General features: G+C 61.1%; 21 protein-coding genes. 11 read left to right on the top strand and 10 right to left on the bottom strand.

Going from position 1 to position 24517, the window contains the following annotated elements; genetic code table 11:
• Positions 1–347: 347 nt before the first annotated feature.
• From FS320_RS09645 to FS320_RS09635, 3 genes are all read left to right on the top strand, one after another.
• On the top strand, positions 348–2429 hold the full coding sequence (locus FS320_RS09645) for a TonB-dependent siderophore receptor (RefSeq protein ID WP_342211956.1): 2082 nt from the start codon (positions 348–350) through the stop codon (positions 2427–2429).
• Positions 2430–2431: 2 nt separating this feature from the next.
• Positions 2432–3712, top strand: coding sequence for an MFS transporter (locus FS320_RS09640; RefSeq protein WP_152711194.1), 1281 nt, complete (start codon positions 2432–2434; stop codon positions 3710–3712).
• A gap of 282 nt (positions 3713–3994) precedes the next feature.
• Positions 3995–5578, top strand: coding sequence for a calcium-binding protein (locus FS320_RS09635; protein ID WP_152711192.1), 1584 nt, complete (start codon positions 3995–3997; stop codon positions 5576–5578).
• Between the two features lie 195 nt (positions 5579–5773).
• Here FS320_RS09635 and FS320_RS09630 read toward each other — a convergent pair whose 3' ends face one another.
• The 10 genes from FS320_RS09630 to FS320_RS09585 all read right to left on the bottom strand — a co-directional run bounded on the left by FS320_RS09630 (position 5774) and on the right by FS320_RS09585 (position 14887).
• Entirely contained in the window at positions 5774–6232 is a 459-nt protein-coding gene (locus FS320_RS09630; RefSeq protein WP_152711190.1) for a YbaK/EbsC family protein, read from the bottom strand.
• 114 nt (positions 6233–6346) lie between these two features.
• Positions 6347–7201, bottom strand: a complete 855-nt coding sequence (locus FS320_RS09625) for an oxidoreductase (RefSeq protein WP_152711188.1) — start codon at positions 7199–7201, stop codon at positions 6347–6349.
• A gap of 121 nt (positions 7202–7322) precedes the next feature.
• The gene (locus tag FS320_RS09620; RefSeq protein WP_162002901.1) at positions 7323–8279 is read right to left on the bottom strand and encodes a cyclase family protein; all 957 of its coding nucleotides are present in this window, start codon (positions 8277–8279) and stop codon (positions 7323–7325) included.
• 89 nt (positions 8280–8368) lie between these two features.
• On the bottom strand, positions 8369–9343 hold the full coding sequence (locus FS320_RS09615) for an isoaspartyl peptidase/L-asparaginase family protein (protein ID WP_152711185.1): 975 nt from the start codon (positions 9341–9343) through the stop codon (positions 8369–8371).
• A 5-nt stretch (positions 9344–9348) separates the two neighbouring features.
• On the bottom strand, positions 9349–10404 hold the full coding sequence (locus tag FS320_RS09610; protein WP_152711183.1) for a DmpA family aminopeptidase: 1056 nt from the start codon (positions 10402–10404) through the stop codon (positions 9349–9351).
• Positions 10404–11300, bottom strand: a complete 897-nt coding sequence (locus FS320_RS09605; protein ID WP_152711181.1) for a polysaccharide deacetylase family protein — start codon at positions 11298–11300, stop codon at positions 10404–10406. Before FS320_RS09605 ends, FS320_RS09610 begins: the two co-directional genes overlap by 1 nt.
• Before the next feature lie 50 nt (positions 11301–11350).
• Complete coding sequence (locus FS320_RS09600; protein ID WP_152711179.1) at positions 11351–12106, bottom strand: SDR family NAD(P)-dependent oxidoreductase; 756 nt, start codon at positions 12104–12106, stop codon at positions 11351–11353.
• Positions 12103–13119, bottom strand: coding sequence for a ketopantoate reductase family protein (locus FS320_RS09595; protein ID WP_152711178.1), 1017 nt, complete (start codon positions 13117–13119; stop codon positions 12103–12105). Before FS320_RS09595 ends, FS320_RS09600 begins: the two co-directional genes overlap by 4 nt.
• The gene (locus FS320_RS09590) at positions 13116–13814 is read right to left on the bottom strand and encodes a creatininase family protein (RefSeq protein WP_152711176.1); all 699 of its coding nucleotides are present in this window, start codon (positions 13812–13814) and stop codon (positions 13116–13118) included. The genes FS320_RS09595 and FS320_RS09590 overlap by 4 nt, the downstream gene beginning before the upstream one ends.
• Complete coding sequence (locus FS320_RS09585; protein ID WP_152711174.1) at positions 13811–14887, bottom strand: GntR family transcriptional regulator; 1077 nt, start codon at positions 14885–14887, stop codon at positions 13811–13813. The genes FS320_RS09590 and FS320_RS09585 overlap by 4 nt, the downstream gene beginning before the upstream one ends.
• 96 nt (positions 14888–14983) lie before the next feature.
• On the opposite strand from FS320_RS09585, the gene FS320_RS09580 reads away from it, so the two are divergent.
• The 8 genes from FS320_RS09580 to FS320_RS09545 all read left to right on the top strand — a co-directional run bounded on the left by FS320_RS09580 (position 14984) and on the right by FS320_RS09545 (position 24508).
• On the top strand, positions 14984–16564 hold the full coding sequence (locus FS320_RS09580; RefSeq protein ID WP_162002900.1) for an ABC transporter substrate-binding protein: 1581 nt from the start codon (positions 14984–14986) through the stop codon (positions 16562–16564).
• Positions 16565–16712: 148 nt separating this feature from the next.
• Positions 16713–17687 carry an ABC transporter permease gene (locus tag FS320_RS09575; protein WP_152711172.1) on the top strand — a complete coding sequence of 325 codons (975 nt, stop codon included), beginning with the start codon at positions 16713–16715 and terminating at the stop codon, positions 17685–17687.
• Positions 17684–18595: an ABC transporter permease gene (locus FS320_RS09570; protein WP_152711171.1), complete on the top strand. Its 912-nt coding sequence runs from the start codon at positions 17684–17686 to the stop codon at positions 18593–18595. The genes FS320_RS09575 and FS320_RS09570 overlap by 4 nt, the downstream gene beginning before the upstream one ends.
• A complete protein-coding gene (locus tag FS320_RS09565) occupies positions 18592–19611 on the top strand; it encodes an ABC transporter ATP-binding protein (RefSeq protein WP_152711169.1) in 1020 nt (339 codons plus the stop codon). The genes FS320_RS09570 and FS320_RS09565 overlap by 4 nt, the downstream gene beginning before the upstream one ends.
• Positions 19563–20567 carry an ABC transporter ATP-binding protein gene (locus FS320_RS09560; RefSeq protein ID WP_152711167.1) on the top strand — a complete coding sequence of 335 codons (1005 nt, stop codon included), beginning with the start codon at positions 19563–19565 and terminating at the stop codon, positions 20565–20567. Before FS320_RS09565 ends, FS320_RS09560 begins: the two co-directional genes overlap by 49 nt.
• Before the next feature lie 18 nt (positions 20568–20585).
• On the top strand, positions 20586–22109 hold the full coding sequence (locus FS320_RS09555) for a carboxypeptidase M32 (RefSeq protein WP_152711165.1): 1524 nt from the start codon (positions 20586–20588) through the stop codon (positions 22107–22109).
• A 153-nt stretch (positions 22110–22262) separates the two neighbouring features.
• Entirely contained in the window at positions 22263–23075 is an 813-nt protein-coding gene (locus tag FS320_RS09550; protein WP_152711163.1) for a Cache 3/Cache 2 fusion domain-containing protein, read from the top strand.
• 77 nt (positions 23076–23152) lie between these two features.
• A complete protein-coding gene (locus tag FS320_RS09545) occupies positions 23153–24508 on the top strand; it encodes an IS1380 family transposase (RefSeq protein WP_152711201.1) in 1356 nt (451 codons plus the stop codon).
• Positions 24509–24517: the final 9 nt, after the last annotated feature.

Raw genomic sequence — 24517 nt, 5'->3', positions numbered from 1 at the left:
GCTCCTGAAGACCGGCCTCCAGGAGGTGTGTTCGGCGGCTGCGATGAACGTCTTGCGGGTCGTACACTGGTTGGACGGATGGCCGCGCACCAAGACGCGCGTGACCCGCTTTGCTGCGTTGGCGCCAACCCTCTGAATTCGCCGACAGTATCAAAAGTATGTGCGTCAGTTCGGCGGACGCTGCCGGCTAAACGAATGAGCATGTTTCGGCAACTAACGCTGATATAGGTTAGAATAGTTCGAATATATGTATAATTTTATTATAATAATTAAAAACTATAGTATTTGACTCTCCGAGAACTGTTCTGATGGGCGGAAACCGTCGTCGTGATATGAAGGTTTCTGTTGTGAAGCTGTCCCTTACGTTGCTGGCATCGTCAGCTCTTGTTTTCGTTTCAACTGAAGTGTTCGCTCAGACATCAGAGACGCGCGCCATTCAGCTTGAGGAGGTGACGGTTGAAGGGAGCCAAACCGGGCAGGGGGGTGACATCACCGCCGACGGCTATGTCGCCACGTCGACCCGCAGTGCAACCAAGACGGACACGCCAGTTCTCGAGACGCCTCGGTCGATGTCAACGGTCACGCAGGAGCAACTGGAGGATCGCAAGCCCCAGACGTTGCTCGATGCACTATCCTATACGCCTGGCGCCCGGGTTGGGAGCTACGGTTTTGATCCGCGTTACGACGCCTTCACCATCCGCGGCATCGATGTCACCTATACCGGGGTATTCCGTGATGGCCTGCGCCAGGTGAACAGCCCGAACGGCTTGTTCCGGCTCGAGCCTTACGGCTTGGACGGAATTACGGTTCTGAGAGGGCCCGCGGCCTCGATTTATGGCGCAAGCAGCACCGGTGGCGTCGTCGATCTGATTTCGAAGCGCCCGACTTTTCTACCCTTTCGCGAAGTCGAAGTTCAAACCGGCTTCTATGGACGTCTTCAGGGCAACTTCGATCTTTCAGGTCCCGTCAATTCCGACAACACGTTCTTCTATCGTCTGACCGGTCTCGTGCGCGATGCGGGAACCGAGATCGATGCCGTCAAGGACGACCGGATCTTCATCGCGCCGGCCTTCACCTGGAGGCCGAACGATGCCACGATGCTGACGATCCTCGGCGAATACATGGATTCGACCACCGGTGGTACCGCAGCCTATATCAACAACTACGCGCTGGACGCTGCAGGCAATCCCACCAGCCTCTCGATCGGCGCGACCCGTGTGTTTGCCGGCGACAAGCGATACAATGATTTTCGCCAGAAGCAGGGCCGGATCGGCTATGAGTTCGAGCATCGCCTCAACGATATGTTCATCCTGCGCCAGCGCACGCGGTTCTCTGCGCTTGGCACCAACCAGGAATATTTCTTCGCTGGGTCGGGCCTCACTCGCGAGAACAATTGGGGTATCGTCAGCGATACCTATCTCGAAAGCCGCTTGAAAACGGGTGCGGTCGACCACACGATCCTGACCGGTCTGGATGTCAGCCGCTTGAGCTATGTCTCCAAGCAAGGTTTCGGCGTCGTCCCCATCGGGACAGATCCAGTGCTCTCATATCGGGAGGATCAGACGCAGACCCTCACTGGAATTTACATTCAGGATCAACTCAAGTGGCAGAACTGGCGGCTGACTCTTAGCGGCCGTCATGACTGGCTGACGAGCGAGTTCGACAGTGCAGGCCTCGAGTTCGATCGGGATGACACCAAGTTCACGGGGCGTGCCGCTTTGGGCTATGTGACCGATTTCGGGCTCGCGCCCTATGTGAGCTGGGGTACGTCCTTCACGCCCAATCCAGGTACCATTCTGGGCGGCGGCGTGGCCGAGCCGACGACGGGCGAACAGGTCGAGGTCGGCGTGAAATACGACCTTCCAGGTCTCAATGCATCGCTGCGTGCTGCCGTCTTCGATATTCATCAGGACAACGTGGTGGTCTACCAAGTCGTCGATGGCACGAACCAGCAGGTTCAGCTCGATCTGCGCTCCCAGGGCTTCGAGCTTGAAGGCGTTGCCTCGCTGACGGAAGGTCTGAACATCCAGGCGTCCTATTCCTACACCGATGCGCGCATCGAGAAGCTGACCCCGGAAACCGTGGGCAATCGGCTGACGAGCGTACCCTACCATCTAGCATCGTTCTGGCTCGATTATACTGTTCAGGAGGGACCGGCCAGGGGCCTCGGCATTGCCGGCGGCGTGCGCTATGTCGGCTCCAGCTTCGGCGACAACCTCAACCGCCTCGTGATCGAGAACGATCCTCGTACCTATCTCGATGCCGCAATCCGCTATGATCTCGAGAATATCAATCCGAGCCTCAAGGGACTGCGCTTCCAGGTGAATGCCACGAACCTGCTCGACGAGGACGGTCAGGTCTGCACGTCCAACTATTGCTACTTCGACGAGGGCCGTAAGGTCATCGCAGGTCTGCGGTACCGGTGGTGACGATGACGGCCTCAGGAGCGCCGCCCGCTCGCGGTCTCGACACCCCGCTCGCTATCGTCCTTGCGATCGGAGGATTGTATGTGGGGCAGAGCATCATCGGAGGAGTGACCTTCAGCGCTCTCCCGAGTGTGCTTCGCGGTCGTGGACTGCCTCTCGACCAGATTGGGCTGACCTACCTCGCGGTTCTGCCATGGGTGCTGAAGTTTCTCTGGGCCCCGGCGATCGAGCGCTATCGTCTGCCGTCAACCGGTCCGAGCCGGTCGCGATCCATCGTCCTGATCGGCGGGCTGATCTCGGCCGTCTGCTTCGTCTTGGCTGCCGTGATCGGTCCGACCAGCTTTGCGCCACTCATGGCCATATTCATTGTGGTCGCGTTCGCAGCCTCGACCGTCGATATCGCTTGCGATGGTCATGCCGTCGAAAGCCTGTCCGAGCGGTATCACGGCTGGGGCAATGCCGCTCAGGTGGGTGGGGCCTATCTCGGTTCCGCGATTGGCTCAGGTCTTTTCCTGGTGCTCGTTGCGCGAGTCGACTGGATTCAGGCCATGATCGTCATGGCGGTCCTTCTCCTGCTGCTCGGGCTGCCCTTCGTCCTGTCGCCTGCGATCACACCAGTCGACGCGAGAACTCATAGGCCATCTCTGCGTGACGCACTGAGGCGTACAGAGATGCGCAAGGGGCTGGCGCTGGCCGCACTTTATGCCGTATCACAGAAATGGGGCTTGGCGATGCTAGGTCCATTCCTCGTCGATTCCGGTCTCGATCTGGATTCGCTCGGAATCGTCAATGGGGCCGGAGGGATGATCCTCGGTTTCGGCTGCGCGCTTCTGGGCGGCGCTCTGGTCCGATCTTGGGGAGCACGAGCGATCATGGTCCTCGCGCTCGTCCTGCAGGCTCTCACTCTGTCTGGACTTGCGGCGGCCGCGTGGAACGGGGGAGCATCTCAATTGCTTCTACTGGGCCTTGCGCTTGGCAGTTCGTCCGCCATCATGGCGCTCGGGTTCGTGGCGCTTTATGCACAGTTCATGACACTCTCGGATCCTCGCCAGGCTGGGATCGACTTCACGCTGCTGCAATGCATGGACGCGCTCGTCAGCATGATCGGCGGCATCGGGGCAGGCTGGATCGCTCAGCATTTCGGCTACAGCGCCTGTTTCGGGCTTGCGGCGTTTCTCGTCATCCTCGCGATCACACCGGTGGCGTTGCTGACCGTAAGGTCCGGATCATCGGAAGGGATCGAGACCAGCTCCCAGCCTCGTCAGCCGCTACCGCAGCGATCCTGATTTGTGGTTGGCTGCGGACGGCAAGTACGGTGCTATGCTGCCATGCGGCGATTCCTCGCATCGGCGCGCTGCTCCTCGTCAAGTTGCGTGGGATCAAGTCTGTGTTGCCTTGGTGAAGACTTAGGACTAAATATCCGAAGTGCCCTGCGGATTGGATTTCGAACTGTAGCGCCGATCGGCCAATTCGGGCGTGAGTGGAAGTCGGATTCCTGTTTTGAGCGTAGCCGACCCCGATATGCTCCATTGCTGACCACTCACTTGAAAGTTCTCTGGTAACCCACTATGGCCGTTGTCACGTTCACTAGCAGCATGCCGCAAGGGCTCAGATTGGAGGAACTCTTCACGTCGGTCGTGGGTGAAAGCCTAGTCGATAGAATGGAATCCGGTTATTACATAGCGAGTTTCAAGATTATAATTTATCAAGATCCTGTCGATGTCTTCTACGAGGGATCTATAGTCTTCGAGGCTGGTAAAAGCATCGCATATCTTCGCTTCGGACCACAGAGCACGCCTTGGTTGGTCTATAGCGAAGTGAATGGTTTGGTACAGTCTACTTATCCTGGGCTCACCAGTTTCCACGCGCAAGGTGCCGCCGCTGCAACTGCCGTCATGCAAGGCGATGACCACCTCATGGGTTCGTCTCACGGCGATTATCTAGAAGGATATGCCGGGAATGACCGTCTCGATGGCGGGGCCGGCGCAGATACGCTGGATGGTGGATTAGGCAACGACACCTACATCGTCGATAGCAGGGACGACCGCGTCCTCGAAACAATCGGAGGGGGCTCCGATGTCGTCTTGACGAGTGTCAGCTTCGCCATGGCGTCCGATGCCGAGATCGAAGAGGTTATCGCTGTCGATGGGACGAGTTCCCTGTCCCTGATCGGTAGTGATTCCGCGAACCTGATCGCAGGCACTTCCGGCAACGACAAGCTCGACGGTAAGGGAGGTGTCGACACCTTGACCGGCGGAGCCGGGGACGATCTTTATATTGTCGACAGCCCATTCGATATTGCCTGGGAGGACATTGGACAGGGGCATGATACCGTCTTGGCCGACGCGTCATACACGTTGAGCGCCAATATCGAAATTTTGAAAGCCTCAGGCGGCTATTCCGCCATCAATCTAACGGGCAACGCGCTCTCCAATGAGATCTTCGGTAATTTGGGTGCCAACGGGATCTATGGCCTCGACGGAGACGACGGGCTCTATGGAGATGGTGGCAACGATATCATCGATGGTGGTGTCGGGCAGGATGTCTTGTATGGAGGGATCGGGAACGACTTCCTCTCAGGTGGGGATGGAAATGACCTTCTCTATGGGGACACGGGACAGGACACGATCTATGCTGGCGCCGGTCATGACCGACTCTATGGCGGCACCGAAAGCAACCGACTGCTCGGGCAGAGCGGCAACGATACGCTCTATGGAGGAATGCACGCGGACACCTTGCAGGGCGGAGATGGCAACGACAGGCTTTACAGCGACGCCGGTAATGACGTTCTCGATGGTGGAGCCGGGAAAGACACCTTATCCGCGGGATGGGGACGTGACATCTTCATTTTCAAGAATGTGCTGAATGCGAAGACCAATGTCGATACGATCACGGACTTCAATGTAAAGGATGATAGAATCCGCCTGGAGAACAGCGTTTTCAAAAAGCTACGCGAGACAGGAAAGCTGAAACCGGATTTCTTGACCATCGGCAGCAAAGCCCAGGATGGGAACGACTATCTAGTCTATAACAAGAAGAACGGCTACCTGTCCTATGACGCGGATGGCTCCGGCTCCAAGTACAAGGCCATTCTGTTTTTCAAGTTGAAGTCTGGTCTCGCCATGGCTGAGAAAGATTTTTACATCATTTAGCTTGGAAGCTGGGGCATCTATGATGCCTTCCGGCCTAGCGCATCGTGTGGAACCGAAGGTCGGGGCCGGCAAATAGTGGGCCTGGTTTTCCGCGCCGAACGATCTGCCGCCGTCCGGAATGAGCATCTGAAGCCATAAGCGCGTCTGCCCAACGATGATCTCTACGGTCGGTTGCACTCATTCCTTTTGAGCGATCTATTGACACACATCCACCCAATCGGCGCCAACGAGATCGGCCATCCGCTGAGGATGGATGCGCACAGCCGTGTGGATCGAACCCGCCGCCGGGACGACTTCGTCGAAGGCTTTCAGGGAGATGTCGCAGTAGATCGGAAGCGGCGTTGCCAACCCGAACGGGCAGATCCCGCCAACGGGGTGCCCGGTGAGAGCCTGAACCTGTTCCGCATCCAGCAGGGAGGCCTTGCCACCGAAGGTTGCCTTGACCTTGCGGTTATCCAGCCGCGCCGTACCGCTCGTGACGACGAGAAAGCTTTTCTCTCCCACGCGCAGAGACAGCGTCTTGGCAATTTTTTCGGGCTCGACGCCATGTGCTTCCGCCGCCTGGGTCACGGTGGCGGTGCTGGTCTGCATTTCGATGATCTCGATATCCGGTGCGTTCTGGGCCAGAAAGGTGCGAACGGATTCGAGGCTCATGGCCGAGAAGCTCCTTTGATGGGAGTTGGAGGAGGCGGTGGGCATACCACAATTGGTCGCCCGATACGATGCGATCAGGACAGCCGCCGTCCCGTCCATCATGCAAACGTGTTTCTAGCGCTCGCTCTCCGGATAATCCGCTCCCCGGCTTGTCTCCGCCCAGGCTTCGACTTCCGCGAGAGTTTCCTTGAGCTTCTCCCCGATTCCGTCGAGCGCAATGGCGCCCAGAACCAGATGCTTGGGCGGATCGTTCGCCTCGACGGCCTTGATGATGGCTTCCGCCGCCCGAACAGGATCGCCGGGTTGCTTGCCGCTGTAGTTCGCCGTCGTTTCAAGGCGGGCGCCGACGGTGTCCTGGTAATCGGCAATCGTCGGGCGCCGCTGCTGCAGGGAGCGGCCCGCCCAATCGGTGCGGAACGGTCCAGGCTCGACGCAGGTTACCTTGATCCCGGGCGGCGCGACCTCCTTGGAGAGTGCGTCTGACAAGCCCTCCACCGCATGCTTGGTCGCGGCGTAGTAGCCGGAGCCTGGATAACCGATGAAGCCAGCCTGCGATGAGATATTGACGATATGCCCACGACGGCGCGCCCGCATGCCGGGAAGCACTGCGCGGGTCATGGCTGCAAGACCGAAGACATTCGTCTCGAACTGGGCGCGGATCTCTGCGTCGTCGCCTTCCTCGATGGAGGCTTGGTACCCATAGCCGGCATTGTTCACGAGCACGTCGATGGCGCCAAAACGTGTCTCAGCCTCATTGACGGCCGCGACGATGTCACCATGTTTGGTGACATCGAGCGACAGGGCCAGCGCCTTCTCCTCATATCCGCGGGTTAGATCCTCTACGCGACTGGCATTGCGCGCCGTCACCACGGTGCGCCAGCCCCGTCGCAGCACCAGTTGCGCCAGTTCCCGTCCGAACCCGGTCGAGCAGCCCGTGATGAACCAAACGGGATTATCGTTGAGCGGCATGGGAAAATCCTCTTCAGGGCTGGTTCCAGACGGGAGGGATATAGGCGCTTCTTTAAGAGTGGGAATAGGCGCAGGACGGCAGAGCCGAGAGAGCCGCTGAACGGCCCTCTCATGCATGAGTTCACTTTGCGCCCGCTTGCGGGCGCATCACACCTTTTTCGTCGCGGCGCAGGGGAGCCGATTGCTTCGGCAACGGGGCGCCAGGAGCTTCAGCGACAGTCACGCCATGCGGCCAGTCGGCCGGAGCGATGGCCACATATCGGGCATAGCCACCCGTGCCGCCGAGAGGCTTGGCGAAGCCGATGGAGATCAGGGCACCGGTCTCGGGGACCTTGTCGAGATTGGCGACACCTTCGGCTTGAGTGAAGTGATTGTGCAGAAGCCAGGATTCGCCTTCGAGAGTCGGTGTCGTGTCCGTGTCGAGAGGCTCGTGCCCATGAAACAGGATTTTGCGCTCGAGATGCAGGAACTTGAGAGTATCGAGGCTGACCCCAGGATGCGGCTTACTGGCAAATCGGGCCGAGTCGTTCCAGCCCTTGTACCAGTCCGAGCGGACCATAACGACGGCGCCTTCGGGAATTCGCCCGTTCCGGCTCTCCCAATCCTGGATGTCCTGCACACTGAGGTGATAGCCCGGATCCGCAGCCACTTTTTCATGGATCGGGATTACCACAAGCGGACGGACTGCATATGTCGGCGGAAGGTCGCTTATCGTTGCACCGTACTCGTCCCAATGGGCCGGCGGATCGAGCTGCGTACCGTACTGATCCGTGGTGAGCAGATAACTCGTGGCGACGAACCCATGCTTGGCATAGGTGTATTCGTCACCCTTCGCGACGTAATTCGGCATATCGGACCCTGCCGTCGTCGCCTTGAACTCCGCGTGTCCGAAGCCTGGCCAGACCGGCTGAACCGGTGCGAAGGCGTGAGTGAGGTCGATATGCTTGGCAGTCTTGATACTTTGTTCGTAAACGGACCAGAGCCCGGTCTGCTGCTGGGAAGGTTGTTGTGCGAAGGCGTACGATGAGACGAGAGTGCTGGCGAGAAAAGCCGCTGCTGAGGTATAGTTCGAGATCACGGTAGGCTCTCCCTTGTCTAAACCGCACAATCATTCATCGATGTCCACCTCGGTTCAATGCCTCATTTCTCCAGCCGCTTTCTGCGCCCCTATGCATTCCGGAAATCGATGAGCGGCTCGTCATAGATCGCAGTCAGCAGCCTGCCGTCACCTCTGACCACGCCGCGATACATGCCCGAGCAATTGAAGGGCAGGGAAACGTTGCCGGCTTGGTCGACTGCAATGACGCCACCGGAACCTCCGGCAGGCGCCAGCATGTCGATCACGACGGCACGCGCCGCTTCTTCCAGAGACTGGCCAGCATAGCGCATGCGGGACGCGATCTCATGGGCAGCCGCATAGCGGATGAAGATCTCGCCGTGACCCGTCGCCGAGATGGCGCAGGTCTCGTTGTCAGCCCATGTCCCTGCACCGATCACGGGACTGTCGCCGACGCGTCCTGGAGATTTAGCGGTCATGCCACCAGTGGATGTAGCGGCAGCAAGGTTGCCATGTCTGTCGCGGGCCACCGCGCCGACCGTGCCATGCTTGCGCGACTCGTCCTGGTCGTCCGCGCCGCTTTCGCGGATGGCAAGCGTTTCCTGCAAAGCGTTCCAGCGCTGCTCAGTGTAGAAATAGGTAGGCTCCTCGAAAGCGAGGCCTTGCCTGCGGCAGAACTGCAGGGCGCTTTCCCCGATGAGGATCACGTGGCCGGAATGCTCCATCACGGCGCGGGCGGCAAGGACCGGATTGCGCGGGCCGCAGATCCCGGCGACGGCCCCAGCCGAGCGGTCGCGCCCGTCCATGACGGCAGCATCCATTTCCTGCGTGCCGGCCGAGGTATAAACCGCCCCACGCCCCGCATTGAAGAGCGGTTCGTCCTCGAGCGCCATGACCGCCGCGGATGCCGCATCGAGCGCGCTGCCGCCATCGGCTAGGACAATGCGCCCGGCCTCGAGCGCACGGCGCAGGCCTCCATGATAGTCGGCTTCCCGCTCGCGCGTCATCTTGCTGCGCAGGATCGTGCCAGCGCCACCATGGATCGCGAGGGCGAAATCGTTGTCGGAGATCTTGTTGCCTGTCATGGGATTCACGTTTCGGTTGTGAGAGATTTCAGTGCGCCGACGAGGCCCGGGCGGTGATGACCATCACGGCCTGTTATCGAGCCTGCAGCGACAAGGGCATCGAGAACCGCCTCCTGCGTGGCGTCGGCCATGGCCTCGAAGAGGCGATCGATGCGACACTCGTTGAGGATGCGAAGGTTCACGAGATCCGCCTTCTCGTCGTGAGACAGGATATTGGCGGTGGTAAAGCCGAGTGCGATGTCGCCGCTGCCATGGCCCCAGAAGGCGCCCAGTCGCGCCAAACCGACACCGGAGCGGCGAATGACTCGCTTGAGCTGCCGATCGGTCAGGGGAATGTCCGTGGCCGCGATAATGATGATTGAGCCCTTCTCTGCGGCCTTCTCGTCCATGGCGGCTTTCGAAGGCCCGACGACTTTGCCACCCGGAAGACGCAGGTCGCCCGGGCGGCCGAAATTGGATAGGACAAGGACACCCAGGTGAAAGCTTCGCCCATCGAGATCCAGTCGACGGGAGGACGAACCGATGCCGCCCTTGAAACCGAAGGTGCTCATCCCGCAGCCGGCACCCACGGAACCGCCCTCGAACTGAGGTGAAGCGCGCTCCAAAGCAGCACGTGCGTCCGCTTCCGTGACGGCCAGAGCCTGAATGTCGTTCAGGTACCCGTCATTGCACTCGAACACGACTGGGTTCACGGTCGCGGTCTCGCGGCCGATATCCGGATTGTTCTCGACGGCGTGGCGCACAAGCGCGGTGCAGCAGGTGCCAACTGAAAGAGTGTTGGTGAGCAGGATAGGGGTCTCGAGTGTGCCCAACTCCTCTACCTGCACCAGTCCTGCGCTTTTTCCGAAGCCGTTCAGAACATGAACGGCGGCAATCGGCTTCTCTCGATAGAGATTCCCGCCATGCGGTACGATGGCGGTCACCCCGGTTCGGATGTCGCCATCAACGAGCGTCCGATGGCCGACGCGAACGCCTGGGACATCCGCGATGCTGTTGAGCGTACCTGCCGGCAGGCTGCCGCAGGCGAAGCCGGCATCCCGGGCACGGGGAGGGCAGCTCATCAGGGGCATTCCGCCTTCACGAAGGCGGCGATCTCCGCATGGGTCGCGATCCAAACATCCGAGCGCCGGGTGATCTCCTCCAGGAGCTTTTCGAGGATCCAGATGCGCGAGCGGTAGCCGGTCACGTGCGGATGCATGGTGAGCAGGAAGAGACCGCCTTCCTCGTAGGCCCGTTCGAATTCACGGAAGAAGATGTCGTAGACGGCCGTCGGCGGTGTGTGCGGGCGCAGGCCGTTGAAGCGGTGCATGTTGAAATACACTGCGTCGTCGCGGATCCATTCCACGGGAAGTTCCACGATGCCGGTGGGTTCGCCTTGTTCCAGCAATTCGTAAGGGTCGTCGTCGGCCATGAGCGACGAATCGTAGAGGAGGCCAAGTTCCCGCTCGATGCGCAGCGTACTGGGGCTGAAATCCCAGGACGGGGTTCGCAGGCCGACGGGACGCACGCCCGTGATTCGCTCCAGGGCATCCGCCGAGCGGAACATCAGATCGCGTTCGATCTCGTAGGGTAGCTGGCTGTTGAGCTCGTGGATCCAGCCGTGGATGCCGATCTCGTGGCCTTCCGCGACGACTCGGCGCTGCTCGTCCTCGTACAGGAGGCCGGCGACGGCGGGGACGAAGAAGGTCGCCTTGGCATCATATTTGGCGAGCGCGTTAAGAATGCGCGGTACGCCCTGGCGGTTGCCGTATTGCCCCTGAGACATGCGGCCGATGGATTTGCCGCCGTCGCGCAGCTCGTTCGTCTCATGGTCGGAATCAAAGGAGAGGGCGACGGCGCAGCGGGCTCCGTTCTTCCACTTAGCCGGCTTCATGGAGAGGCCGGCGCGCACGTGATCCACCTTGCCGCGCCAGGTCTGCTCGTCCCAACGCCAGGGTTGGCTGCTGATATCGTCCATGCTTCCTCCTCAAAATCCTTGCTTGAAAATTTGCCCGCCCCATTCTGGCTTCAGGAGCGTCCGCCATCCGCGGAGATGATCTGTCCGGAGATCCAGGCCGCTGCATCGGAGGCCAGGAACATGACGGCATTGGCTATGTCCTGCGGATAACCCAGGCGCCGTGTATGAATGCTCTCCACCAGGCGAGCCTGGCCTTCGGGGCCATAGCTCTCCCACTGGCGCTGCGTTGCCGGGTTCGACAGCACGAAGCCGGGGGCGACGCTGTTGACGGTGATGCCATGAGGACCGAGTTCGAAGCTGAGCTGCTTCGTCAGCCCGACGAGGGCATGCTTCGAGGCCGTATAGGCCTGGATGCCGGTTAGGCTCGGACGCAGGCCTGCTCCCGACGAGATATTGACGATCCGGCCGAACGTCTGGCGCTTCATGTGAGGGGCCACGGCCTGCGAGCACCAGAACGCGCCGTGCACATTGGCCTCGAAGAGAACAAGCCAATCCTGCTCGCTGACCTCCTCGATCGGTTTTGCCACTTGTCCTCGGACGCCGCCGGCGCAATTGACGAGAATGTCGATGCCTCCGAGGCTGTCCGCCATCTCGTCGAAGGCGCGGCCGACCGCAGCACGATCCGCAAGATCAAGGGTGCTGGTCGCTTTGGCTCCCGCTTCCGCAGCGACGCGCAAGCCGGCATCGTCCATGTCGAGAGCCCACACATGGGCGCCCTCTGCCGCAAGGGCTTGAACGATGGTCCGGCCGATACCCTGCGCCGCTCCGGTCACGGCAACGCGGCGATTGGTGAAATCCAGATTCATAGCGTCAGCATCTCGTCGAGGGTGGGCCAGGATTGTTCGCGCCGCTCGTCCTCGATGTCGTGGATCAGCTCGACCAGCTTACTGATGGCAGGCGTTGGGATGCCTGCCTCCCTTCCGAGGACAGCAATGATCGCGATCTGTGCGTCGACTTCGGTCTTACGCTTGCGCACGGCGAGATCGCGCCAGATGCCGGAATGCGTCTTGGCCGTGTGCCGGTTGAACTCGGCCATGTCGGCGACGGAGCGGTGCGCTGCCGTCTCATCCGCACCCGGCATGAAGGTGTCCGGATCGAAGCCGTTGAATCCCAACGGCTTCACGCCACGGGCTTTCGCCACCGCCATCACTTCCTGCCCAAGGCGGCGATAGACCGAAAAGTGACGCTCGGAAGCGAGGTTCTCGGACATGGAGGCATTGGTCAGCGCCGTTGCGAAAAGCAGCGAGCCGTAACCGAGCTTGCCCCAGAGATAGCCCCAGATGTTATCGGTCAGCACGGCTTTCGGCTCGAAGATCGACAGCAGGCGATGATAGTCGCGCACCGCATCCGTGGCTTGCCCGTCGAGGCCGCCGACTGCGACCGCTGCCCGGTTTCCGAAAAGAATGCGGCCGGGCTCCAGCCAGTCCGCGCCGAAGTTGACGAAGCAGCCGATGGTGCGCTCGGTACCGACTTCCTCGGCAATGACGATCTCGTTCAGCCCGTTCTGAGCGGAGAGAACGGTGCCGTTATCAGCCAGATGCGGTTTCAGGGCCCGTACGGCGTCGCGGGTGTGGTGAGCTTTGACGGCCAGGATGATGCGCTTGAACTGGCCCTTGACCTCGCTGGGCAGCGCGGCCTTGACCGTTTGCTGAAAGGTCTCGACTGGCCCCTCGAGGAAGAGGCCGTCCCGCTTCATGGCCTCTACGTGCGGCTCGACGATGTCGACGAGCAGCACGTCTTCGCCCGCACGAGCCAGATAGGCGCCGAGGGTTCCACCGATGGCGCCTGCGCCCCAGATCAGAATGGTGTTCTCGTTCATTGCCAGTTCTCGATCAGCGCGCGGGTTTCTTCGATGGCGACGGACCAGATGGCGTTCATGTCTTCATCGGAGCGCTGGAAGTAGCCGCCGAAATTTCCGTCCTGCAGGATCTCGCGGACGCCTTTAGGGCCGAACGTGCGCATGCGCTCCAGATCGACCATCGGCTTCTGGTGAGATGGTTGCTCGATTCCGGGCAGACGGGTCCAGGGGAAGTTCTCCATCCAGGAAGCATGGGAGGCGACCGGGTCGATTTGCTTCACCTTCTCGAACGTGCGCGGCGCGTTCCACCAGTTATGGAATTTCACGCGGCAATCCGGGTTCTCGCCCATCCATTCGATGGCAGCGGTCTGGCCGGGCGTGTTGCCGCCATGGCCGTTGACGAAGAGGATCCGGCGAAAGCCTGTGCGTTTCAAGGAATCGAGGATGTCGGTGATGATGCGCAGGTAAGTATCCGCTCTCAGGGAAATGGTTCCCGGATAAGCCATGAAATAAGGTGTGATGCCGTAGGCCTGAACGGGGAAGACCGGAACGCCTGTCGGCGCGGCTGCTTCCGAAGCTACGCGTTCCGCCAGGATGCTGTCGACGGACAGGCTGAGGTAGGCGTGCTGCTCCGTACAGCCGAGCGGGACCACGGCGCGATCATCCGTCTTCAGATATTCTTCGACCTGAAGCCAGTTCATCTCACTGATTTTCATGAAGGGACTTCCTCTTGCGAAACGAGGGACGAGCGCAGCCGCTCGATCACGGGGAGCAGCGTGGCGCGAATGGCATGGGGATCCGGCACGTAGCGGAATTCCATGGCTTGGCGATCCTCCGGCAACTTCTGTCGGACAGTTGCTTCCGCACCGCTGGCATAGATCGCCACGTCGATCTGAGACAAAAACGCCTCCAGGTCGGGTGCCGTGATCAGGCGCACGTCCACATCGGAAACGTGAGGGGCGAAGCGCAGCACGCCGGGCTTCATCAGGGCGGTGAATTCAGGAAAGATCGACACGATGCCGATGCGAGCCATGGGATCGATCATGGCGAGCTGCGCCCGCGTCTCTTCCGCCGGAATGAAGCTCAGGCCAACGACCGGAATGCCGTTGGGAACGAGGTGCTCGACTTCGCCGCGCCGGTGAGCGAGGGTGACGCAGATATCGCAGGGCAGAGGGAAGGTCTCGCCGGCATGCAGGGCGTCTACCGTCGTCACCGCGATGGTGTCGCCGGCGCCCAGATATTCCTGGATCCTGTTGGCGTATTGCTGGGTCGTCTCGACGAAATTGCCCACCATGACGAGACGCAGAGGCCGCGTCGGCGTCGGCCCCCGAGCGGCGCGCGCATTCACCAGCGACGACACGACCGAGGGTGCGAGGCCGAGTTGCTTGGCCTCAGTGAAGAGCATTTCGATTCTACGCTGGATCTTTCGGATAGCGGACGAGCGCAGGCCGTCGCTGTTGTGTCCGTCGCCGACATAAGTGCCAGCACCCGGCTTCGCCTCGATGAGCCCTGCCTCGCGCAACTCCCGGTAAACCGTCGCGACGGTCATATGCGCAATGCCAGCCCGCTCGGCCAATTCCCGCACGGAGGGCAAGCGCTGACCGGTGGGCAACTCGCCGAGAGCAATGCCGAACTCGATCAGGCCGCGCAGCTGGATGCCAAGCGGCACCGGAAGAGTACGGTCAAGCGCCCCAGCGAGATTGGCAAGAATGCGTTCGTCGGGCGTCTGTACCGTGTCGCTATAACGGATGCCTTCATAAGCGTCAGATGCTGGTTGAGGTTTGGGCAAGGCGCTGTTGACTTTTCTTAACCGAGTGACCTACCGTTCTAATCGATAAGAACACCTTGGACGAAAAGCCAGGGTCTTAGCAAGAGGGGAAGTGAAGTGAAACAAAACTTCAAGCTTGGTGGATCGCTCGTCGCAGCTCTCGTCCTCGGAACCGTTCTCGGCGGCTCGGTTTCGGCACAAACGCTGACCATGGGCCTTCGGGCGGGGCCTGACTCGATCGACCCGCATTGGTCGACGCTCGGCAGTCAGGCGGAGGCACTGCGTCATATCTTCGATACGCTCGTGATGTCGGACGAGAACCTGGGACTGAAGCCAGGTCTTGCAACCTCATGGAAGCCGATCGACGACACGACCTGGGAGTTCAAGATCCGCGAAGGCGTGAAGTTTCACGACGGATCGGAGCTGACTGCCGAGGACGTGAAGTTCTCGATCGACCGCATCCCGGTGGTCACCGGCCCCATGAGCATGACCATCTATACGAAGCAGGTTGCGGAGACGAAGGTCGCCGACAAGTACACCCTGCACGTGAAGACGAAGGCTTCGGCTCCGACCCTGCCGAACGATTTCATCCGCCTCTTCGTCGTGTCGAAGTCCGTCGGCATGGAAGCCCGCAACGAGCAGTTCAACTCGGGCAAAGCCGCTATCGGCACCGGCCCGTACAAATTCGTCTCCTGGGAGCCCAAGGGTGATCTCGTCCTTGAGCGCTTCGATGGCTATTGGGGCGAGAAGCAGCCCTGGCAGAAGGTGATCCGTAAGGAAATTCCGAGCGATCCGGCTCGCATGGCGGCGCTGAAGTCCGGCCAAGTCGACCTCGCCAACTACGTGCCGGCCACCGACTATGCTGCGATGCAGAAGGACAAGTCGGTCGACACCTTCGTGGCCGACTCGGTCTACTTCCTGAACATCACGCCCAATGTGAAGGAAACCCTGCCAAAGAAGGTGAAGGTCGACGGCAAGGAGATCGAAGCCAACCCGTTGCGCGATCCCAAGGTGCGCGAGGCCATGGATCTCGCCATCGACCGCAAGACGCTCGTTCGCGTCGTGCTCGAAGGCCTGGGCCGCCCGGCCAACCAGCTGATGCCCGCCAGTTTCTTCGGCGGCAACAAGAACCTGCCCGAGCGTCCCTACGATCTGGCCAAGGCGAAGCAGCTGCTGGCCGATGCGGGTTACCCCAAGGGCTTCGAGATCGACTTCCATTGCACCAACAATCGCCTGCCGGGCGATGGAGCAGTGTGCGAGGCGCTCTCGCAGATGTGGGCCCGCGCTGGATTGAAGGTGAACGCGAATGCGCTCAACGGCACTGTGTTCTTCCCGGCGCAGCAGAAGGGCGAGTTCTCGCTCTGGATGAGCGGCTGGGGCACGCTGACCGGCGAGGCGAGCTACACCTATGGATCGCTCGTGCACACAGCGGATCCGCAGGTCGGCCTCGGCGCCTTCAACAAGCAGGGTTATTCCAATCCGGAAGTGGACAAGCTGCTCCAGGAAGGTGCACGCACCATGGACGACCCGAAGCGCCGCGCCTTGTTCGAAAAGGTGACGGAAGTCTCCATGAACGACCGCGCGCTGATCCCCACTGTTCAGATCCAGACAGTGTGGGCTGCCAAGAAGGGCATGGTTACCATTCCGCCGCGCGTCGATCAGGAAACCTTGGCTTACGAGATCAAGCCGAAGAGCTGATTGTGTTGATAGCCGGCCGGTCATCCCGGCCGGCCTCTCCCGGAGGGAAGAAAATCTTCCCTCCGGCTTTTTTGATTGATCCCCGTCCTGGAGTGTCGGACAGCCTGTCCCTCGCTCCTCGGCATCCCGACACCATGCACGAGACAGCATGATTGGTTTTCTTATTCAGCGCATTCTGCAAGCGATCATGGTCGTGATCGCGATGTCGATCATCGTGTTCCTTGGCGTCTACGCCATCGGCAATCCGATCGACGTGATGATCGATCCGGGATCGGACCAAGCCCTGCGCGAAGCGCTCATCCAGCGGTACGGCTTCGATCGTCCCCTGATTGAGCAGTACTTCGTGTTCATGAACAATATGCTGCACGGGGATCTCGGCCAATCCTTCATCTATCGCCTGCCTGTGCTCAACCTGATCATGTCGCGTCTTCCAGCAACATTGGAACTCGCGCTGACGGCCATGTTGATCGCCACCGGCCTCGGCATTCCGCTCGGTTTGTGGGCCGGCTACAAGCCAGATTCCCTTTCAGCCAAAGCGATCATGGGCTTTTCGGTCCTCGGGTTCAGCGTGCCGAGCTTCTGGGTCGGACTTCTGCTCATCATGATCTTCGCGGTCGAGCTCGGATGGTTGCCGTCAGGCGGGCGGGGGCCGACCACTCAGGTGCTCGGCATGAACCTGTCGATCACCTCGCTCGAGGGCTGGAGCTACATCATTCTGCCGGCGTTCAACCTGGCGCTGTTCAAGCTCGGTCTGCTGATCCGTCTGACGCGCGCGGGCACGGTCGAGGTGATGAGCTCCGATTATGTGCGCTTTGCCCGCGCACAAGGCCTGTCGGAGAGCAAGGTCGTCGGCCTTCATGTGCTCAAGAACATCTCGATTCCGATCGTGACGGTCTTCGGCCTGGAGCTTGGCTCGACGCTTGCCTTCGCGGTGGTGACGGAAACGGTCTTCAACTGGCCCGGCATGGGCAAACTCATCATCGATTCGATTACCGTTCTCGACCGGCCCGTGATGGTCGCCTACCTCATTCTCGTAGTGTTCCTCTTCGTTATGATCAATCTCGTTGTCGATCTGGTCTATGGCCAGCTTGACCCGCGCATCCGTGTAAAGGCGGCATCATGAGCAGTTCTCCCGCTCTCCCATTGCCGGCGGAGACTGGCTGGACCCGGTTCTCCAATTTCTGGTCGGACTTTCGCCAGAGCCCCGTTGCGGTCGCTGCCCTGATCGTCGTCGTCGCAATCGTTCTCATGGCTGTTCTAGCGCCCTTCGTGGCGCCGCAGGATCCCTATAACCAGGAGACTCTCGACCTGTTCGATGCCCGTCTTGAGCCCGGAGAGGTCGGATCCGGAGGCTATGTCCACTGGCTCGGCACCGATGCTGCCGGGCGAGACATCTTTTCTGCCATTCTTTATGGGTTGCGCACGAGCCTTATCGTCGGCGTCATGGCCAGCACGTTGGCGCTTGTACTCGGTACGACGGTCGGTCTCGTTGCTGCCTATTATGGCGGCCGCATCGAGGCGCTTATCATGCGCATCATTGATCTGCAGCTCTCTCTGCCGGCAATCCTGCTCGCGCTGGTTCTCGTCGCCATGCTGGGACAGGGGCTGCTGCAGCTCGTCGCGGCGCTCGTGGCTGCGCAATATGCCTATTTCGCACGTACGACCCATGGTGCGGCCAGCGCGGAGCGGCGCAAGGATTACATCGAGGCGGCGCTTTCCACGCCGTTGCCTGCACGCCACGTGCTATTTCGTCATCTCCTGCCCAATGCGCTGCCACCCCTGATCGTGGTGGCGACGGTCCAGGTGGCGAACTCCATCGCCCTCGAAGCGACTCTGTCCTTCCTTGGGCTCGGACTTCCCATCACGCAGCCTTCGCTGGGGTCCCTCATCTCCAATGGGTTCCAATTCCTGCTGTCGGGTCGCTACTGGATCTCGATCTATCCGGGCATCGCGCTGATGCTGATCGTCGTCGCCATCAATCTCGTCGGCGATCAGGTCCGCAACGTTTTGAACCCGAGGCGCAGCCGATGAGTGATGCGGTTCTTCGTGTCAAAGACCTTCAGACGCAGTTCCAGACCCGGGCCGGCGTTCTGAAGGCCGTCGACGGCGTCAGCTTCGAGGTCGGCCGTGGCCGTATTCTGGGGCTCGTCGGCGAGTCCGGCTCCGGCAAGAGCGTGACGGGATATTCCATTCTCGGCCTAGTCGAGCCGCCCGGCAGGATCGCAGGGGGCGAGGTGCTCCTGAACGGCAAGGATCTCACCCGCCTGAAGGGCGAGGCCATGCGGCAAGTCCGCGGCGCCCAAATCGCCATGGTCTTCCAGGACCCGATGATGACGCTCAATCCGGTCCTCAAGATCGGAACGCAGATGATCGCGGCCGTGCGGGCTCACGACAAGGTCTCGCGCAAGGTAGCTCGTGAAAGAGCGCGCGATGCACTCGCCAAGGTGGGCATTCCGAGTCCCGAGGAGCGGCTCGATACGTATCCGCATCAGCTCTCCGGCGGCATGCGCCAGCGCGTGGCTATCGCCATCGCTCTCCTGCACAGCCCTGCCGTCATCATCGCGGATGAGCCGACCACGGCGCTCGACGTCTCGATCCAGGGCCAGATCCTTGCCGAGGTGCGGCGACTTGCGGATGAGACCGGCACGGCATTCGTGTGGGTGACGCACGACCTCGCCGTGGTGTCGAGCCTCGCGGACGATATCTGCGTCATGTATGCGGGAAGGGTTGTGGAAAGCGGTCCTGCCGCCGACGTGATCGCATCGCCGCGTCATCCCTACACCGCTGGTCTCCTCGCATCTGTGCCCGCCGAGCACGAGCCCGGGACGAAGCTTCCGCAAGTTCCCGGTTCGACGCCTTCCCTGGCCAATCTCCCGCCGGGCTGCGCCTTCGCGCCCCGCTGTGCCAAGGCGGGACCGGCCTGCACCACGACACCGCCTGTCCAGCACTTCGAGGATGGACGCACCGCCCTTTGCCATTACCCGATCGAGCCCGTTTCATGCCAGCCGCTCTCCTTGACATCGACCACGTATCGAAGCGCTTCGTAAAGCAACCCAATCTCGGAGAGCGCATCGCCGGTCTCTTGGGTGCGGGGCAGAAGGCCGAGACTGTGCGCGCTGTAACCGATGTAAGTCTCACGATCGCCAAGGGCGAGGTTGTGGGCCTCGTTGGTGAATCCGGCTGCGGAAAGTCGACGCTTGGGCGCATGGTCGCCGGCATCTACACGCCGAGCGACGGCAAGATCCTGTTCGACAAGGTGCCCGTGGCCAAGTCGCAGGGACGGCGCACGCAGAAGCTGACGACCCGTGTGCAGATGATCCACCAGGATCCCTTCGCGAGCCTCAATCCGCGCATCCGCATTGGCGATACGGTGGCCGAAGGCCCGGTGGCGCACAACATCGTCAGGTCGCGCGAGGCGGATTCCTATGTGGCAGATCTGCTCGGCCGCGTCGGACTCGACCCGAGCTACCGCAGGCGCTTTCCCCATCAGTTCTCCGGCGGCCAGCGCCAGCGCATCGCCATTGCCCGCGCACTCGCCATGAAGCCGGATCTTCTCGTGCTTGACGAACCCGTGGCATCGCTCGACGTGTCGATCCAGGCGCAGGTGCTGAACCTTTTCATGGATCTGCGTCGCGATCTCGATCTGACCGGTATCTTCATCAGCCATGATCTCGGTGTGGTTCGACACGTCTCCGACCGAGTCGCGATCATGTATCTCGGACGCATCGTCGAACTGGCGCCGACATCCGAGCTCTATGCCAAACCGAACCATCCCTATACGCGAGCGCTCTTCGAGAGTGTTCCGCGCATCGGCGTGGGCCGGAAGGACTTTCGGTCGATTGCAGGCGAGATTCCGTCGCCGCTCCATCCACCGAGCGGATGCCACTTCCACCCGCGCTGTCCCTTCGCAGGTCCACGCTGCAAGCGGGAAACGCCTCCGCTGACCGCTATCGGCCCCGGCCGCTTCTCCGCCTGCCATCTCAACACCGGCGGCACGGATTAATCGAGAAGACTGACAGACATGACCCAGCACGCCTCTCTCGTGGCGCTCCAGGAGCGTATCGCTGCCGTCAACGATGTGCTCAATGCAACATCCGTCCTGACATGGGATTCCCGCACCATGATGCCCGCGGGCGGAGCGGAAACCCGCGGACATCAGATCGCGACGCTGACGCGGATCGCGCGCGATCTGCTTCTCGCGCCCGAGACCGAGAGGGCGCTTGAGGGTGCCGAGCGGGCGGTCGAGGGACTTGCGGAGGATTCTGCCGAGCGGCGCATGGTGCAGCAGACGCGGCATGCGGTGGAGCATCACAAGAGAGTGCCTGCATCCCTGATCCAGGAGCGGGCGGCCCTTCGCACCGTCGCCCAGGCAGCCTGGATCGAGGCGCGTTCAAAGAGCGAATTCTCGATCTTCTCGTCCTACCTTGCCAAGACTGTCGAATTGTCCCGCGCATATGCCGATTGCATCGGCTGGAGCGAGCATCCCTATGACGCAATGGTATCAATCTACGAGCCAGGCGAAACGGCTGCGAGTCTCAAAGATCTTTTCAAGGAATTGCGGGCTGGGCTGCTGCCGATCCTTGACGCCGCGAGGTCCCGGCCTCAACCCCGTTCGGACTTCCTGTTCCGCGACTTTCCGGAAGAGGGGCAGCGCGCCTTTGGGCTGAGCCTTACCGAGAAGCTCGGTTACGATCTCCAACGTGGGCGCCTGGATACCACGGTGCATCCGTTCGAGGTGTCGTTCACGCGCAACGACGTGCGCATCGCCACCCGCTACAACCGCAACTATCTTCCGGCTTCCATCTTCGGCACAGCCCACGAGACCGGGCATGGACTCTATGAGCAGGGCGTCGATCCGGCCTACACCCGCACGACGCTCACCACCGATCTGGTCGGCCTCTACACGGTCGGTGGCACCAGCTTCGGTGCCCATGAATCCCAGTCGCGCCTCTGGGAGAACCACATCGTCCGCAGCCGTACCTTCTGGCAGCTTCACTTCCCCGAGCTGCAGAAGCATTTCCCGGATCAACGCGGCGACGTGAGCGCGGAAGAGTTCTATCGCGCCGTCACACGCGTGGAGCCCGGCTTCATCCGCGTCGAGGCTGATGAGCTGACCTATGACTTCCACATCATAATGCGCGCCGACATCGAGTGTGCTCTCATGGACGGTTCGCTGCCCGTGGCCGATCTGCCTGAAGCCTGGAATGCCGCAATCAGACGCGATCTTGATCTCGTCGTGCCGAACGATGCGCATGGCGTCTTGCAGGACGTACATTGGTCGACGGGATATATCGGCTCCTTTCCGACCTACACGATCGGCAATGTCATGGGCGCGCAAATGATGGAGACCCTGCGCAGGCAGAAGCCCTCTCTCGATGCTGCCATCACGGCAGGCGAGTATTCTACTCTGGCGCAAGAACTGCGCACCCGGATTTGGCAGCACGGCCGCCGGTTCAGGCGCGACGAGTTGCTGGAGCGCGAAACGGGACGCCGTCTCGATCCGGCGCCTTATCTCGCTTATCTCCGCAGCAAGTACGCAACATAGAAGATCAGCGGCAACTGGAACTAGTTTCGCCATTTGTCCTAGGAGGCGGGTAAATATACTTATAGTAAAGTAGGGCCACATTAACCAATCGAGCAGTATTGCGAAGCAAATCACAGTACAAGTTGGGGCTCTTCGGTGTTGAATAGAGTTACGTTGCCTGTAAAGATCATGGCGCTGGTTGCCATGGTCATCTTCTCGACGGCTGGAACCATGTGGTTTGCCGCTTCGCGTCAGATCTGGTCTGATCTGGAGATACAGCAGCAGCAGAGGGCCGAGCAGTATTTGCGCAGCCTCTCTCTCGTCTATGCTGCGCGGATGTCCGGCGCCGAGACCAGGATCGAGAATGGTCGGGTCGCACGCATCGTGAGTCCGCCGCTGGCCGAGTACAAGGATCTCTCGGTTGTCGACGATTCCGTGTCCTATGTTGGTGGCAATGCCACTATCTTCACCTTCGATGCGGCGCAGGACAAATTCATCCGCCGCGTCACGACGGTCAAGAAAGAGAACGGGGAGCGGGCAGTTGGCACGGCCCTGGCTCCGGATAGCCCGGCTCAAGCCTTTGTTCGCAGCGGCGAGCCCTATTACGGCCCGACGATTCTGTTCGGGAGCCAGTTCTACACGGCCTATCAGCCGACTTTCGACAATGCAGGCGAGGTCAACGGCATTCTCTATGTAGGCGTGCCGGTTGCGGATCTGCATGAGGCCTACTCATCAACAATGACGATGCTGACCATAGCAGCCGGCTTGATCGCTGTTCTTGCCAGCATAGGCGCCATGCTGATTGCAACCAGACTGTTCCGCCCGCTCAAGGAGATCACCGGCCGGGTCGAGAAGCTGGCGGAAGGAGATCTCGAAAGCGCCATCGGTTACCAGGACCGTGGCGATGAGATCGGTGCAGTGGCCAAGTCCCGTCAGGAGCTAGCCGTTCTTATGCATGGGAAGGTTGATGAAGGCTGGCGAGTGTAGCTTAAGCACTTGAAGCAGCGTAGGATTTGGTTGTTGAGACTAATCCCTGCCACCAATTGCCCTGTGCCACACTCGCCATGCCGGACGATACACCTGCCACCTTCCCGTTTCCAGCCGTTGGCCGCAAGAAGATCACCGCTGCTTTCGACGGTGGGCGCCTGTCGTCGGACGGTGGTGTGATGCTCCTGGCCCAGGCCGAGCGCCGGCTCGGCATCGCCGAGCGGCTGGCGCGCCTCATCCCGGATCGCCGCGATCCAGGCCGCGTGACGCACGCGATCACCGACATGATCCGCGCCCGCATCTTCGCCATCGCGTGCGGCTATGAGGATTGCAACGACTTCGGCCTGCTGCGCGCTGACCCGGCGTTCAAGCTCGCCTGCGGGCACTTGCCCGAGACGGGTGCGGATCTGGCCTCGCAGCCAACCCTCTCCCGGCTGGAGAACGCTCCGACAACCCGCGATGCCATCCGGTTGACCTATGCTCTGGTCGATCAATGGATGGACAGCTATGCCGCCGCGCCGGATGGTGTGGTGCTGGACATCGACGACACCTGCGACGTGGTGCATGGGCACCAGCAACTCTCCTTGTTCAACGCCCACTATGACGAGCGCTGCTTTCTGCCCATCCATGTCTATGACAGCGCCACCGGCCGCCCCGTCGCCATCGTGCTGCGGCCGGGCAAAACACCTTCGGGTCTGGAGGTGCGGGCGCATCTGCGTCGGCTGGTGCGGCGCATCCGCAGGCGCTGGCCGCTCACCCACATCACGATCCGCGGCGACAGTCATTATGCCCGGCCCGAGGCCATGACGTTCTGCGAGCAGAACGGCGCCAGCTACCTCTTTGGGCTGGCTGGCACCCGGCCACTCACCACCAAAGTTCAGGAGGTGGCCGATGCGGTGCGCACCCACAGGGCGCTGGAAGATTGTGACGTCATCCGAGGCTTTGCCGAGACGACACACCGAGCCAAGAGCTGGTCGTGCGAGCGCCGGGTGGTGGCTCGGATCGAGGCCACGCGCCTGGGGCTCGACATCCGCTTTGTCGTCACCAATCTGACCGGCACCAGCCCGCGCGTCATCTATGAGAGCCTGTACTGTGCCCGCGGTCAGGCGGAGAACTGGATCAAGTTCCACAAGGCGCAACTCGCCTCCGATCGGACCTCGTGCCGGCGCGCCGTGGCCAACCAGGTCCGGCTCGTACTGCACACGGCCGCCTACTGGCTGATGCTGTCCGTGCGGGAGGCCATCCCAGCCACGCGAGATCTCGCCCGGGCGGAGTTCGCAACGCTGCGGTTGCGCCTGCTCAAGATCGCCGTGCGGGTGCAGGAAACCACCAGCCGCATCCGACTGGCCTTTGCCTCGTGCTGTCCGGAAGCGGATCTCGTCCGCCGTCTTGCGAGCGCTCTGGCACCCCAGCCCCGGGCGGCCTCGCCCTGAGCGCCGGGG

The organism is Microvirga tunisiensis, assembly GCF_009296175.1.
GTDB classification, from domain to species: domain Bacteria; phylum Pseudomonadota; class Alphaproteobacteria; order Rhizobiales; family Beijerinckiaceae; genus Microvirga; species Microvirga tunisiensis.
Note: the sequence above shows the minus strand (reverse complement) of the source record. Positions and strands in the feature narration are given on the sequence as shown.